The sequence below is a fragment of the Streptomyces sp. NPDC041968 genome, from assembly GCF_055589025.1.
The window spans coordinates 746-14,611 of sequence record NZ_JBVJCB010000008.1 but is presented as its reverse complement, the minus strand read 5'-3'; the positions used below and the strand labels follow the sequence as shown (position 1 = coordinate 14,611).

The following is a 13,866-nucleotide window of genomic DNA, read 5'->3' as shown; positions in this document are numbered from 1 at the left end:
CCGGGTCCGGGTCCGGGTCCGTTCAGAGCATCGGCGTGGGCTGCGTCAACTCGTCGTAGACGCTGAGGACCTGCGCGACGGTCTCGTCCTCGGTCGGCCAGGTGGCAGCCTGCCGCACACCCCTGTCCCTCAGCTCCTCGCACCGCCGGGGGTCGTCCAGCAGCCGGACCACGGCGCGGGAGAACGCGTCCGCGTCCCCGGCCGGGACGATCTCGGCCGCGTCGCCCACGAGTTCGGGGGTCCCGCCCGCGTCGCTCGCCACGAGCGGCAGCCGCGCGGGGAGCGCCTCCTGGGCGAGGACGGAGCGGGCCTCCCGGCGGCTCGGCAGCAGCGCGAGGTCGGCCGCGGCCAGCAGGTCGCCGACGTCGTCACGGCTGCCGATGAGGATCACCGGCAGCCCCTCGTCCTCGATCCGCCGCTGCAACTGCGGGCGCGCGGGACCCTCACCGGCGACGACGACCAGCGGCACCGGGTCGAGACGGCGCCACGCGCGCGCCGCGTCGAGCAGGACGTCGTACCCCCGGTGCTCCTCCAGGGATCCGACGGCGATGAGCAACGGGCGCCCGATCGCGCCGAGTTCGGCCCGGGTCTTGGCGCGCCGCCGGTCGGGGTCGTCGGGCTCGGCCGGCGCGCAGGGACGGGCGGGCAGCGCGACGGGCCCGAGCCGGGCGTCCCGCGCGCCGGCCCCCCGTGCCCCGTCGACCAGCTCCGAGGTGGCGCCGAGCACCACGGCGGCGGCCTTCATCACCCGGCGTTCCAGAACGCGCAGCAGATGGGCGCGCGCGCCCTCGGCATGGGCCCGGTCGTGCCAGGTGACGACCAGCGGGGTGCGGACGCGGCGCCCGCCGAGGGCCAGCGCGGCACGGAAGGAGGCGTGCAGCCCGTGCGCGTGCACCAGGTCGGCGTCCGCGCAGACCGTCCGCAGCGCGGCCACGGAGACGGGATCGCTGCTGCGCGGCACGTGCACGTGGTCTGCTCCGGCGCCCGTGAAGTCGTAGATGCGTTCCGCATCGGTGGGGGCGCACACCGTCACTTTCACGCCCCGTGCGACGAGCCCCGCGGCCAGGGAGCGCACATGCGCGCTGCTGCCGGCGTTGCCGCCGCCCAGCACCTGCACGGTGCGCAGCGGCGACTGGCCGTGCGGGGCGTGGCTGCTCACGGGGGTCACGTGGCCGGGGCTCCTGGTTCGGCGGGGGACGGTCACGAAGAACGTACAGAACGATGGTGCGGGGAGGGCGTGCAGCGCGGTCTCCTGTGCGGCACACCGTCAAGGATGCCAGGCCGTACGGGTGTTCCGGGAACGACGACCGTCGCGCGCGGGCGACCGGCGGGGCAACGAGACAGGACCAGTTCACTCACACGAGTGAACGTGCCGGCGGGGGGGGGCCGAGGGCCGTGTGGGCCTCGGCCCGTCGGGTCACGATCCCTGCTCGGACCACGCCCGGCCGTCGGGCTGCTGAGCGCGGCGGACGCCCGCCGCCTCCGTGGAGGCAGGTGACTCGGCGGACGGTGCGGGCACGAGGTACTCCATGGTGCCGGTGACTTCCAGCAGGCGGCGGAGGAAGTGGGGGCGGCCGTCCAACCGGAGCCCGGCTCCGATGTCCCCGGCGTGCCGCTCGATCATCAGGAGCGTGGCCAGGCCCATGGAGTCGCAGGTGGTGAGCCGCGCGCAGCCCAGCCGCACCACGCGGGGCACCGGTTTGGAGCGCGAGCCGGTCACGGGCGGCGGCCAGCAGCTCGTCGGCGCTGTCGTAGTCGAGGTCACCACTGAGCCGAGCGAATGCCACTCAACCGTCCCCCTCACCCCGGCTCCGCCCGGGAAGACGATCGAGGCCGTTCTGGCCTACGACGCCGCGGCCCTGTGAACCCGGCGCGGGCCGAGCCCGCCCCTGGCCGGGGAGCAGCCCCCGCCCGCACCGCTCGCTCCGGCCACCCCTGACGACGACGGGCCACGACGGCCACCGCCCCGCCCGACGGCCTCGGAACCACGGTCCGGGCCGCCCGCAGGACGGCCTCGGCGCGTGGGTCCGGGCGTCACCGCGGGGACGGCCCGGCCTACGCGTCTCCCCTGGCCGTGGCGAGCAGCTCCTCGGCGTGGGCCCGGGCCGTCTCCGAGTCCTCCTGGCCGGCCAGCATCCGGGACAGTTCCCGTACGCGCTCCTCGCCCTCCAGCACCTTGACGCCGGAGCGGGTCACCGAGCCGTCGTTCGTCTTCTCCACCAGCAGCTGCCGGTCGGCGAACGCGGCCACCTGCGGGAGATGGGTGACGACCACGACCTGCGCGCTCTTCGCCAGCCGCGCCAGGCGCCGCCCGATCTCGACGGCCGCCTTGCCGCCGACACCGGCGTCGACCTCGTCGAAGAGGTACGTCGGGACCGGGTCCGTACCGGCGAAGACGACCTCCACGGCGAGCATCACGCGCGACAGTTCACCGCCGGAGGCTCCCTTGGCGATCGGCCGCGGCGGCGCTCCCGGGTGCGGGGCGAGCAGCAGCTCGACCTCGTCGGCGCCCGACGGCCCGTAGGCGACCGTGCGGCCGCCCACCTCCACGCCCTCGGGGTCCTCGGTCTGCCGGATCTCGAACGACACCCGCGCGTGGGGCATGGCCAGCGAGGCCAGCTCCGCGGTCACCGCGGCGGCGAACCGCTCGGCGGCCTCCGTCCGCGCGTCCGTGAGCGCCTGCGCCAGCCCGCCCAGTTCGGCGCGGAGAGCGTCCCGTTCGGCGGTCAGCTCGCCGATCCGCTCGTCGTCGCCGTCCAGCTCGGTCAGCCGCGCGGCGCCCTGCTCGGCCCAGGTCAGCACGGCGGCGACGTCCTCGCCGTACTTGCGGGTCAGCGTGGTGAGGGCGGCCCGCCGCTCCTCGACCGCCGCCAGCCGCAGCGGGTCGGCGTCCAGGTCGTCGGCGTACCCGGCGAGTTCGCCGGCCACGTCCCGCAACAGGATGCCGACCTCACCGATCCGCTCGGCGAGCGCGGCCAGCGCCGGGTCGTGCGACCGTACGGCGTCCAGGGCCCGCTGCGCGCCCGCCACCAGCGTCGACGCGTCGACACCCTCGGGGTCCTCCGGGTTGCCCGCCAGCGCGGCGTGCGCGGCCGTGGCGGCCGACGCGAGAGCCTCGGCGTGGCCCAGGCGCTCCGCCTCCTCGGCGAGCTCGGCGTCCTCACCGGCACGCGGCTCCACGGCCGCGACCTCGTCGAGGCCGTAGCGGAGCAGATCGGCCTCCTGGGCGCGTTCGCGCGCGCGGGTGGTGATCTCCTCCAGCTCGCGGACGACGGCCCGCAGCCGCCGGTAGGCCTCGGCGTACTTGGCGAGCGGCCCGGTGACCGCGTCCCCGGCGTACCGGTCCAGTGCCTGCCGCTGGCGGGTCTGTTTGAGCAGCCCCTGCTGGTCGGTCTGCCCGTGCACGGCCACCAGTTCGTCGGCCAGCTCGGCGAGCACGCCCACGGGCACGGACCGCCCGCCCAGGTGCGCCCGCGAGCGCCCCTCGGCCGACACGGTGCGGCTGATCAGCAGCGCCCCGTCGTCCAGCTCGGCCCCGGCCTCCTCGGCCCGGACGGCGACCGCCGCGTCGCCGGGTACGGCGATCCGCCCCTCGACCACGGCGTGCTTCGCGCCGATCCGTACGAGGGCCGCGTCCGCGCGCCCGCCCAGCAGCAGCCCCAGGCTGGTGACCACCATGGTCTTGCCGGCACCCGTCTCACCGGTGACAGCGGTGAACCCGGGCGACAACTCGACCACGGCGTCGTCGATGACCCCGAGCGACCGTATCCGCATCTCCTCAAGCACGGACACGACCTTACGAGGTCGGCGACGCAAAGTGCGACCGGCCCACCTCTGTCCCCCCGGTGAGGGCATGCTGCTCAGGGGCGCGGGGAGCCTCGCGACCAGCCACGACGCACCCGCACGCCGGTGTCGGGAACCACCCCTTCGAGACCGCTAGTGCGGCGCCCCGCGCCACCCGGACACCGGCAGCGCGAACTTCGCGACCAGCCGGTCGGTGAAGGACGCGTGGTGCAGCCGGGCCAGCCGCACCGGCACCGCCCCCCGCCGCACCTCCACCCGCGCGCCCGGCGGCAGCTCCACCGTCCGCCGCCCGTCGCACCACAGCACTCCCGGCGGAATGTGCGGCAGCACCTCCACCGCGAGCACCGAGTCCGGCGAGGTCACCAGCGGCTTCGCGAACAGCGCGTGCGCGCTGATCGGCACCATCAGCAGCGCCTCGACCTCGGGCCACACCACCGGCCCCCCGGCCGAGAAGGCGTACGCCGTCGATCCGGTCGGCGTGGACAGCACGATGCCGTCGCAGCCGAAGCCCGTCACCGGTCGCCCGTCGATCTCCAGCACGACTTCCAGCAGCTTCTCGGCGCCGGCCTTCTGCACGGCGGCCTCGTTCAGCGCCCAGTCGGTGTGCACGATGTCCCCGTTGCGGTGCACCACGACGTCGACGGTCATCCGCTCCTCGACCTCGTACGCCCGGCTCACCACCCGGTCGACGACCTTGTCCAGGTCGTCGCGCTCCGCCTCCGCGAGGAAGCCGACCCGGCCCAGGTTGACGCCGAGCATGGGCACCCCGGAGGCGCGGGCGAACTCGGCGCCGCGCAGCAGCGTCCCGTCACCGCCCAGCACGATCAGCAGCTCGCACCCGTCGAGGCACTGCGGTGTGGCCTCCCCGACCAGCTCCACCTCACTGGGCAGCGGCAGGTCACAGGCCTCCGCCTCCAGGACGCGCACCCCGATGCCGGCGTGCAGCAAACCCTTGACCACGAGCTCCGCGCTGCGGATGGCCGCCGGCCGCCCGGTGTGGGCGAGCAGGAAAACAGTACGAGCTCGGTTCTGTGTCAACGCGGCCCCTCCGCCACTGCACGGTCAACGTCGGCCGGGTCCAGTTCGCCGGCCCCGGCCCGCAGCCACAGAAAGTACTCGACGTTGCCGGAGGGTCCGGGCAGCGGACTGGCCGTGACCCCCTTCACACCGAGCCCCAGTTCCCAGGCCCTGCGGGCGACACCCCGCACGGCCTCGGCCCGCAGCTGCGCACTGCGTACCACTCCCCCGCTGCCCAGCCGCTCCTTGCCCACCTCGAACTGCGGCTTCACCATCATCACCAGGTCGGCGTCCGGTCGCGTGCACCGCACCAGCGCGGGCAGTACCAGTCCGAGCGGGATGAAGGACAGGTCCCCCACCACCAGGTCCACCAGCTCCCCGTCGATCGCTTCCGGCGTCAACTCCCGGACGTTCGTACGGTCCTTGACGGTGACGCGTTCATCCTGCCGCAGACTCCAGGCGAGTTGTCCGTATCCGACGTCCACGGCGACGACGTGCGCCGCGCCCGCCCGCAGCAGTACGTCGGTGAAGCCACCGGTGGAAGCGCCGGCGTCCAGCGCCCGCCGCCCCTCGACGACGAGCCCCTGCGGCAGGAACGCCGACAGGGCGCCGGCCAGCTTGTGGCCGCCGCGCGAGACGTAGTCGGGGTCGCCGTCGTCGGCGGTCACCACGATCGCGGCGGCGGTCTCCACCTGCGTGGCGGGCTTGGTCGCGACGGTCTTGCCGACGGTGACCCGCCCGGCGGCGATCAGCTGGCTGGCGTGCTCGCGCGAGCGCGCCAGCTTGCGGCGGACCAGCTCCGCGTCGAGACGGCGGCGTGCGACTCCTGCCACGTTCGGTTCAGCTCCTGTGTTCGTGCGGCCAGTCGGACCCGTGGTCCGAAGGGCCTCGTTGAGGGGTGGTGGTCGGGCGACGGGTGGGAGCCGGAGGTCCCGGGCGGGCGTCGAGCGCGGTGAGCGCGTCGCGCAGCCCCCGGTGTACATCCTCGTACACCTGGACGTGTCCGTCGGTGGCCAGGTGGTCGACGTCGGCCAGCCGGGCCAGCCCGGCGTCCACCTCGGCGTTTCCGGTGGACGGGCGGGGCACGTCGAGGGGGGCGGGGGCCGCGGGATCGTGACCCGGCAGGTCCCGGGCCCCGGTCCTGTCCGCCTCGCTGTCGTCGGCCACGGGCACCGGCACTGCGTCGCTCATGCCCCGACGCTACCGCGTGCCGCTGCGGTACGGTCGGTGCCGATGGCGACGATCGAGGAGTGCCGCGCCGCACTCGAGAAGCTTGCGGACAGCATGGGGAGCGCCGAGGGGGACGTGCGCTCGGCCGCCGAGCTGGACCGCTCGGTGAGCTGCCACATCACCGACCTGGACGTCACGTTCGCGGGCCGCATGGCGGACGGGCGGATCGACGTGCGCGAGACCCTCGAGGGGCCGCCGCGCGAGAAGGCCGAGATCAGGCTGGCGATGACCGGGGACGACCTGGTGGCCCTGGTCGAGGGCGAGCTGCACTTCGCCAAGGCCTGGGGCTCGGGCCGGGTGAGGCTGGAGGCGGGGCTGCGGGACCTGTTCCGTCTCAGGAAGCTCCTGTAGCCGAGTCGCAGTCACCGCCTCCGCGAGCCCGCCGGCGACCTGGAGAGGCCCTTGCGGCCGCCTCAGGAAGCCTTGGAAGCCACCGCCTTCTCGGGCCGCCCCGCCGCCGTCACCCGTGCCTTGCGCGCGGCCGGCACCACCAGGGGCGTGCCCGTCTCCGGGTCGTCGATGACCTGGCAGCGCAGTCCGAAGACCCGCTCGACGAGTTCCGCGGTGACGATGTCCTTCGGCGCGCCCTCCGCGATGATCTCCCCGCCGCGCAGGGCGATGAGGTGCGTGGCGTAGCGGGCGGCGTGGTTGAGGTCGTGCAGGACGGCCACGAGCGTGCGGCCCTGCTCCTCGTGGAGCTCGGCGCACAGGTCGAGGACGTCGATCTGGTGCTGGATGTCCAGGTACGTGGTCGGCTCGTCGAGGAGCAGCAGCGGGGTCTGCTGGGCAAGTGCCATGGCGATCCACACCCGCTGGCGCTGACCGCCGGAGAGTTCGTCGACGTAGCGTTCGGCCAGCTCCGAGATCCCGGTCTGGGCCATCGACTCCTGGACGACCCGCTCGTCCTCCGTGGACCACTGGCGCAGGATGCCCTGGTGCGGGTAGCGGCCCCGGCCGACGAGGTCGCCGACGGTGATGCCGTCGGGCGCGATGGACGACTGCGGGAGCAGGCCGAGGGTCCGGGCGACCTGCTTGGCCGGCATCGACTGGATGACGTTCCCGTCCAGCAGCACCCGGCCCTCGCTGGGCTTGAGCATCCGCGACAGGGCCCGCAGCAGGGTGGACTTGCCGCACGCGTTCGGGCCGACGATCACGGTGAAGGAGTTGTCGGGTATCTCCACCGACAGCTTCTCCGCGATGACGCGCTGGTCGTAGGCGAGGGTGACGTTCTCGGCTGACAGGCGGTTCACGTTGCTCCTTTGGTTGTTCAGCCTGCTGCGGATACCGGCGCCGGCACTCAAATCCGGCCCGCCTTGCGCTCGGTGACCAGCAGCCACAGCAGGTAGACGCCGCCGAGGACGCCGGTGATCACGCCGACGGGCAGCTGTTCGGCGCCGAAGGCCCGCTGCGACACCCAGTCGGCGCCGACCAGCAGCGCGGCGCCCATGCACAGCGACGCCACCAGGTTGGGGCCCGGCGCACGGGTCAGGCGCCGGGCCAGCTGCGGTGCGGTGAGCGCGACGAAGCTGACCGGTCCCGCGGCGGCGGTGGCGGCGGCGGTGAGCAGCACGGCTGCCACCATCAGCAGCGCCCGTACGCGCTCGACGCGCACCCCGAGGGCGTACGAGACGTCGTCGCCCATCTCCATCATCCGCAGCGCCCGCCCGTTGGTGAGGACGAGCGGCACGAGGACGGCGCACAGGGCGAGCAGGGGCCAGACCTGGTCCCAGTCACGGCCGTCGAGGGAGCCGGTCATCCAGACGACCGCGCGGGACGCGTCGACGATGTCGGCCCGGGTGAGCAGATAGCCGTTGACCGCGGTGACGATCGCGGACATGCCGATACCGACCAGGACCAGCCGGTAACCGTGCACGCCCTGCTTCCAGGCGAGCAGGTAGATGGCGAGGCCGGTCACCAGACCGCCCACCAGCGCGCCGCCGGTGACCTGGGCCGAGCCCCCGGAGAACAGGACGATCATCGTCAGGGCGCCGGCCGTCGCGCCCTGCCCGAGGCCGAGCACGTCCGGGCTGCCGAGCGGGTTGCGCGAGATGGCCTGGAACAGCGCGCCGCCCAGGCCGAGCGAGGCGCCGACCAGCAGGCCGACCAGGACCCGGGGCAGTCGCAGTTCGTTGACGATGAACTCCTGGCCCGGGTTGCCCTGGCCCACCAGGGTCCGCAGTACGTCGACGGCCGGGATCTCGAAGTCGCCGGTGCCGATCAGCAGGACGCTCGCGGCGAGGGCGACGACCAGCAGCAGGACGACTACGACGGCCGCCCGGACGTCCAGGCGGAACGACAGCCCGCCCGGACTGCGCACCGCGCGGTTGGTCTTCACGGTCTTCACAGCTGGGCCGTCCTCCGCCGTCGTACGAGATAGATGAAGACCGGCCCGCCGAGCACGGCGGTGACGATCCCCACCTGGAGTTCCGAGGGCCGGGCGACGATCCGGCCGAGCACGTCCGCGCCCAGCAGCAGCACGGGCGACAGGATCGCGGCGTACGGCAGGATCCAGCGCATGTCGGGGCCGGTGAAGGAGCGCACGATGTGCGGGACCATCAGGCCGACGAAGACGATGGGCCCGCAGGCGGCGGTCGCGGCCCCGCAGAGCACGGTCGCGGCGAGCATGGACAGCGCCCGGGTGCGGTTCAGGTTGGCCCCGAGGGCCTTGGCGGTGTCGTCGCCCATCTCCATGGCGTTGAGCGGCCGGGAGAGCGCCAGCGCCAGGACCGTGCCGACCAGGAAGAACGGCAGCACCTCCCTGATGGTGCCGTCGGTCGCCGAGGAGAGCGAACCGACCGTCCAGAAGCGCATCCTGCCCAGCGCCGCGTCGTCCATGATCATGACGGCCTGGAGGTAGCCGAAGAGCGCCGCGCTGATGGCGGTGCCGGCCAGGACGAGCCGCACGGGCGTGGCCCCCCGGCTGCCGCCCAGGAACCAGACCAGCGCGCCGACCCCAGCCGCACCGGCGAAGGCGAACCACACGTACCCGGTCAGGGAGGTGACGCCGAAGAAGGAGATGGCCGTGACCACCGCGGCGGAGGCCCCCGCGTTGATGCCGAGCAGGCCGGGATCGGCCAGCGGATTGCGGGTGAGCGCCTGGAGCACGGCTCCGGCGAGGCCGAGCGCGGCTCCGGCGAGCAGGCCGATCACGGTCCGCGACAGCCGCTCGCCCACCACGACGTCACCGTAGGTGCCGGAGTCGTGGAACAGGCCGTGCCAGACCTGTGCCAGGGAGAGGTCCTTGGCGCCGATCGCGATACTCGTCAACGCGACGAGGACCAGCACGGCCGCCGAGACGGGCAGACCGACCACGCGCAGGACACGGCGCTTCGGGGGCGGCGCGGGGGCGGTCTCCGCGCGCTGTTCGGGGGGACTGTCGACCAACACCCGGTTAGGTTAGCCTACCCTGCCAATCGATCACGATCTCGGCAACCGGCAACCGGCAACCGGCAACCGGCAACCACAGTCTGTCTGCTTCCCGACGCCGCATCACAACCCCAGTCGTGCCAGCGCCTTCCCCGAGTCCAGCCGGCACCCCGCGTCGCCGCCCGCCGTCCAGGCCGCCGCGCACAGCGCGCGCAGTCCGTCCAGCGCCGCTCCGTCACCCTCCAGCTCCAGCCGCTCCGCGCCGGCCGTGGCCGTCCACCCGCCGCAGCGGAAGCGGGCGTTCCCGTCGCCCTCCTCCACCACCTCCGGTTGTCCGGTCAGCAGTCCGCGCAGGTCGGCGTCGACGTACGTCGGCCGGTGCTGCGGCGGCGCCGCCAGCAGTTGCGCACCGTCGGTGACACCCGTCAGGACGAGCAGCGAGTCCACTTCCCCGTTGAACGCGCCCTCGATGTCCGTGTCCAGCCGGTCCCCGACCACCAACGGCCGCTGCGCGCCGGTCCGCAGGATCGTCTCCCGGTGCATGGGGGGCAACGGCTTGCCCGCGACCTGCGGCTCGGCGCCGGTGGCGATCCGGACGACCTCCACCGCGGCGCCGTTGCCGGGTGCGATGCCGCGGGCGCCCGGAATCGTCAGGTCGGTGTTGGAGGCGTACCAGGGCACACCGCGCGCGATGGCGTAGCAGGCCTCCGCGAACCGCCCCCAGGGGAGATCGGGGCCGCCGAAGCCCTGCACGACGGCCGCCGGATCGTCCTCCGCCGACTCCACGGGTTCCAGGCCGCGCTCGCGCAGCGCCACCCGCAGCCCTTCACCCCCGATCACCAGCACCCGCGCGCCCGCCGGCACCTGCTCGGCGATCAGCCGGGCCACCGCCTGCGCCGAGGTGATGACGTCGTCGGCTCCCGTCGGTATGCCCAGCTCGGTGAGGTGCTCGGCGACCGCGTCCGGGGTCCGGAGCGCGTTGTTCGTGACGTACGCGAGGTGCATGCCGCCCGACCGTGCGGAGGCGAGCGACTCGACGGCGTGCGCGATGGCGTTCCCCCCGGCGTAGACCACGCCGTCCAGGTCGAGCAGTGCCGTGTCGTACGCCTCGCTCAGGCCCCGCCCACTGCCGTCGGGCCTCGTCCTGACGCTCCGGCTCATGTACATCGCTCCTCGTTCGACGCCTTTCCCCCGATCATCCCCCATGCCACCGACACACGTACGATGCCGGGATGAACACAGCAGGTCACCCGGAAGCAACGGCGCCCCGGGGCCTGGAACTCGTCCCGTTCCGAGGCCTCCGCTACGACCCCGACCGGGTCGGCAGCCTGGCCGCCGTGACGTCCCCGCCCTACGACGTCGTGGTCCGCCCGGACGGCCTGCTCCACCTCGAGTCCGCCGACCCGCACAACATCGTGCGCCTGATCCTGCCCCAGGCCGCCACGCCCGAGGCGCGCAACGAACAGGCGGCCCGCACCCTGCGACGCTGGATCTCGGAGGGTGTCCTCACCGCCGACCCCGAACCGGGCCTGTACGTCTACGAGCAGCGCGACGGCGAGGGCCTGCTGCAACGCGGCATCATCGGCGCGGTGCGCGTGTCGGACCCCTCCGAACGGATCGTCCTGCCCCACGAGGACGTGATGCCGCACGTCGTCGCCGACCGCGCGGCCCTCATGCGCGCCACCTGCGCGAACCTCGAACCCCTGCTCCTCACCTACCGCGGCGACGAGGCCACCGCGGCCACCACCACCGTCGTGGAAGGCACCGTCGAGCGGCCTCCGCTGCTCTCGACGACCACGGAGGACGGTTTCTGCCACCGCCTGTGGTCGGTCACCGCCCCGGACGACGTGGCCCGCGTACGCGCCGAGCTGGCCGGTCACCAGGCCCTGATCGCCGACGGCCACCACCGCTGGGCGACCTATCGCACGCTCCGCGCGGAGCACCCCTCCCCCAGCCCCTGGGACCACGGCCTCGTCCTGCTGGTCGACACCGTCCGCTACCCGCTCCGCGTCCGCGCGATCCACCGCCTGCTGCACGGCCTTCCGGTCGCGGACGCCGTGGCCGCCCTGGCCGGCCGTTTCCGCGTCCGCCGGGTGAACGCTCCCCTGTCGCAGGCCATGGACGCCCTGGCGAAGGCGGCCGAAGCGGGCAACGCCTTCCTGCTCGCCGGTGACGGCGCCTTCCACCTGGTCGACCGGCCGGACCCCGATCTGCTCGCCGACACGGTCCCCACCGATCGCCCCGAGGCCTGGCGCACCCTGGACGCCACCGTCCTGCACGCCACGCTCCTGGCCCACGTCTGGTACGTCCCCGACGACTCGGCGGCGCATGTCTCATACATCCACGACACGGCGGCCACGGTCGAGAAGGCGGAACGCGACGGCGGTACGGCGGTGCTGATGCACCCGGTCCGCGAGGAGGTCGTCCGCGACCTGGCCCGCCAGGGTGTCACCATGCCCCGCAAGTCGACGTCCTTCGGCCCGAAGCCGGCCTCGGGCCTGGTCCTGCGTGCGCTTGATCTGTGACCCGGCATGACGAAGGGGCGGGACCGTGCACCGGTCCCGCCCCTTCGTCGTCACGTGGTGGACGTCAGTCCTCCTCGCCGTCCTCGGCGGAAGGCTTCACCACATCGTTCTCGCGCTCGTCCGCGCCCTCGCGCTCGTGCCCGCCCTCGTGCTCGTGCTCGTGCTCGTCCTCGTCGAGGGCGTCCGTGAACTCCACGCCCTCCAGTTCGGCGAGCCGGTCGGAGGCGTCGGTGCTGCCGTCCCGGTCGGACTCCACGGCCTTCGCGAACCACTCCCGCGCCTCCTGCTCCCGGCCGGCGGCCAGCAGCGCGTCGGCGTAGGCGTACCGCAGGCGCGCGGTCCAGGGCTGTACGGAGTTGGAGGCCAGCTCGGGGCTCTGCAGCGTCACGATGGCCGCGTCCAACTGTCCCATGTCCCGGCGGGCCCCGGCCGCGACGAGCCGCATCTCGACCTGACCGGCCTTGTCGAGCTTGTGCACCTCGGGCGCACCGGCCATGTCCAGCGCCTTCTCCGGGCGGCCGAGGCCGCGCTCGCAGTCGGCCATGACCGGCCACAGCTCGACGGACCCGGTCATCCGGCGCGCCGCCCGGAACTCGGCCAGGGCCTCGCTGTACTTCTGGTTGGCGTAGGCCGCGAAGCCACCGGCCTCGCGTACGGCGGCGACACGGGACGCCAGACGCAGGGCGACCTTGGAGTAGGCGTAGGCCGCCTCCGGGTCCTCGTCGAGGAGCCGGGCGACCATCACCAGGTTCCGCGCGACGTCCTCGGCGAGCGTCTTGGGAAGACTCTGCAGCTCCTGCCGCACGTCCTGGTCGATCTCGTAACCCGTGACCTCCTCGGGGATCGGCAGGCGCTTGATCGGCTCCCGGTCACGGTCGCGCTCGTCGCGGAAGCGGCCACCGCCACCCTGCCGGTCGTCGCGCCCGCGGAATCCACCGGGCCGCCCACCGCGGTCGTCCCGGCGGTCGTCCCGGCCGCGGAACCCACCACGGTCGCCACCCCGGTCGTCACGACGACCGAAGCCACCGCGGTCACCACGGTTGTCGTCACGCCGGAAGCCACCACGATCACCGCGGTCACCGCGGTCGTCCCGCCGGAAACCGCCCCGGTCCCCACGGTCGTCACCACGACGCTCACCCCGGTCGTCGCGCCGGAAGGGGGGACGGTCACCACCCCGATCATCACGCCGGTCGTCACGACGGAACGAAGGACGCCCGCCCTGGTCGCCGCGGTCGTCACGACGGTACGGGGGACGGTCACCACCACGGTCGTCACGGCGGTCATCCCGCCGGTCGTCACGACGGAAGGCGGGGCGGTCCCCCCGGTCGTCACGACGGAACGGGGGACGGTCACCACCACGGTCGTCACGGCGGTCATCCCGCCGGTCGTCACGACGGAAGGCGGGGCGGTCCCCCCGGTCGTCACGACGGTACGGGGGACGGTCACCACCACGGTCGTCACGGCGGTCATCCCGCCGGTCATCGCGACGGAAGGGGGGACGGTCGCCGGCACGGTCATCGCGACGCGGCCCACGGTCCCGATCGTCACGACGCCCGTAGCCTCCACCACGGTTGTCATCACGACGGTCGTCCCGGCGATCGTCGCGACGGAAACCGCCCCGCTGCCCGCCACGGTCGTCACCACCCCGCTCATCGCGCCGGCCGAAACCGCCCCGGTCGTCCCGGCGGTCGTCACGACGGAACGGGGGACGGTCACCACCACGGTCGTCACGGCGGTCATCCCGCCGGTCGTCACGACGGGAGGCGGGGCGATCTCCCCGGTCGTCCCGGCGGTCGTCACGACGGAACGGGGGACGGCCGCCACCGCGATCGTCACGGCGGTCATCCCGCCGGTCATCGCGACGGAAGGGGGGACGGTCGCCGGCACGGTCATCGCGACGCGGCCCACGGTCCCGATCGTCACG

General features: G+C 73.7%; 15 protein-coding genes. 3 read left to right on the top strand and 12 right to left on the bottom strand.

Features of this window, described 5'->3' with window-relative positions; translation table 11 throughout:
• Positions 1-22: 22 nt before the first annotated feature.
• Positions 23-1,168 carry a glycosyltransferase family 4 protein gene (locus ACZ6EG_RS20095; protein WP_469606252.1) on the bottom strand — a complete coding sequence of 382 codons (1,146 nt, stop codon included), beginning with the start codon at positions 1,166-1,168 and terminating at the stop codon, positions 23-25.
• Positions 1,169-1,417: 249 nt separating this feature from the next.
• Positions 1,418-1,645 carry an STAS domain-containing protein gene (locus ACZ6EG_RS20090; protein WP_469606249.1) on the bottom strand — a complete coding sequence of 76 codons (228 nt, stop codon included), beginning with the start codon at positions 1,643-1,645 and terminating at the stop codon, positions 1,418-1,420.
• Between ACZ6EG_RS20090 and ACZ6EG_RS20085 the strand changes: the two genes are divergently transcribed.
• Positions 1,632-1,865 carry a hypothetical protein gene (locus ACZ6EG_RS20085; RefSeq protein WP_469606246.1) on the top strand — a complete coding sequence of 78 codons (234 nt, stop codon included), beginning with the start codon at positions 1,632-1,634 and terminating at the stop codon, positions 1,863-1,865. The genes ACZ6EG_RS20090 and ACZ6EG_RS20085 overlap by 14 nt on opposite strands.
• Positions 1,866-2,055: 190 nt before the next feature.
• On the opposite strand, the gene recN is transcribed toward ACZ6EG_RS20085, so the two are convergent.
• From recN to ACZ6EG_RS20065, 4 genes are all read right to left on the bottom strand, one after another.
• Positions 2,056-3,774 carry a DNA repair protein RecN gene (gene recN, locus ACZ6EG_RS20080; RefSeq protein WP_469606745.1) on the bottom strand — a complete coding sequence of 573 codons (1,719 nt, stop codon included), beginning with the start codon at positions 3,772-3,774 and terminating at the stop codon, positions 2,056-2,058.
• Between the two features lie 162 nt (positions 3,775-3,936).
• Entirely contained in the window at positions 3,937-4,842 is a 906-nt protein-coding gene (locus ACZ6EG_RS20075) for an NAD kinase (protein ID WP_383648493.1), read from the bottom strand.
• Positions 4,839-5,654 (bottom strand): hemolysin, encoded by an 816-nt coding sequence (locus tag ACZ6EG_RS20070; protein WP_391970146.1) that lies wholly within the window; start codon positions 5,652-5,654, stop codon positions 4,839-4,841. The genes ACZ6EG_RS20075 and ACZ6EG_RS20070 overlap by 4 nt, the downstream gene beginning before the upstream one ends.
• 7 nt (positions 5,655-5,661) lie before the next feature.
• Positions 5,662-6,012 (bottom strand): hypothetical protein, encoded by a 351-nt coding sequence (locus ACZ6EG_RS20065; RefSeq protein ID WP_469606242.1) that lies wholly within the window; start codon positions 6,010-6,012, stop codon positions 5,662-5,664.
• 42 nt (positions 6,013-6,054) lie between these two features.
• Here ACZ6EG_RS20065 and ACZ6EG_RS20060 point away from each other — a divergent pair, with 42 nt between their 5' ends.
• Entirely contained in the window at positions 6,055-6,402 is a 348-nt protein-coding gene (locus tag ACZ6EG_RS20060; protein WP_391970144.1) for a sterol-binding protein, read from the top strand.
• 62 nt (positions 6,403-6,464) lie between these two features.
• On the opposite strand, the gene ACZ6EG_RS20055 is transcribed toward ACZ6EG_RS20060, so the two are convergent.
• The 4 genes from ACZ6EG_RS20055 to ACZ6EG_RS20040 form a co-directional block, all read right to left on the bottom strand.
• Entirely contained in the window at positions 6,465-7,352 is an 888-nt protein-coding gene (locus ACZ6EG_RS20055; RefSeq protein WP_391970143.1) for an ABC transporter ATP-binding protein, read from the bottom strand.
• Positions 7,349-8,386, bottom strand: a complete 1,038-nt coding sequence (locus ACZ6EG_RS20050; protein WP_391970400.1) for a FecCD family ABC transporter permease — start codon at positions 8,384-8,386, stop codon at positions 7,349-7,351. Before ACZ6EG_RS20050 ends, ACZ6EG_RS20055 begins: the two co-directional genes overlap by 4 nt.
• 5 nt (positions 8,387-8,391) lie before the next feature.
• Positions 8,392-9,438, bottom strand: coding sequence for a FecCD family ABC transporter permease (locus ACZ6EG_RS20045; protein WP_391970142.1), 1,047 nt, complete (start codon positions 9,436-9,438; stop codon positions 8,392-8,394).
• A gap of 102 nt (positions 9,439-9,540) precedes the next feature.
• The gene (locus ACZ6EG_RS20040; RefSeq protein WP_391970141.1) at positions 9,541-10,578 is read right to left on the bottom strand and encodes an HAD hydrolase-like protein; all 1,038 of its coding nucleotides are present in this window, start codon (positions 10,576-10,578) and stop codon (positions 9,541-9,543) included.
• Between the two features lie 71 nt (positions 10,579-10,649).
• Between ACZ6EG_RS20040 and ACZ6EG_RS20035 the strand changes: the two genes are divergently transcribed.
• On the top strand, positions 10,650-11,942 hold the full coding sequence (locus ACZ6EG_RS20035) for a DUF1015 domain-containing protein (protein ID WP_391970140.1): 1,293 nt from the start codon (positions 10,650-10,652) through the stop codon (positions 11,940-11,942).
• 64 nt (positions 11,943-12,006) lie between these two features.
• On the opposite strand, the gene ACZ6EG_RS20030 is transcribed toward ACZ6EG_RS20035, so the two are convergent.
• Together ACZ6EG_RS20030 and ACZ6EG_RS20025 are read right to left on the bottom strand one after the other, a co-directional pair.
• Positions 12,007-12,747, bottom strand: a complete 741-nt coding sequence (locus tag ACZ6EG_RS20030; protein ID WP_469606235.1) for a tetratricopeptide repeat protein — start codon at positions 12,745-12,747, stop codon at positions 12,007-12,009.
• Positions 12,684-13,850 carry a hypothetical protein gene (locus ACZ6EG_RS20025; RefSeq protein ID WP_469606232.1) on the bottom strand — a complete coding sequence of 389 codons (1,167 nt, stop codon included), beginning with the start codon at positions 13,848-13,850 and terminating at the stop codon, positions 12,684-12,686. Before ACZ6EG_RS20025 ends, ACZ6EG_RS20030 begins: the two co-directional genes overlap by 64 nt.
• Positions 13,851-13,866: the final 16 nt, after the last annotated feature.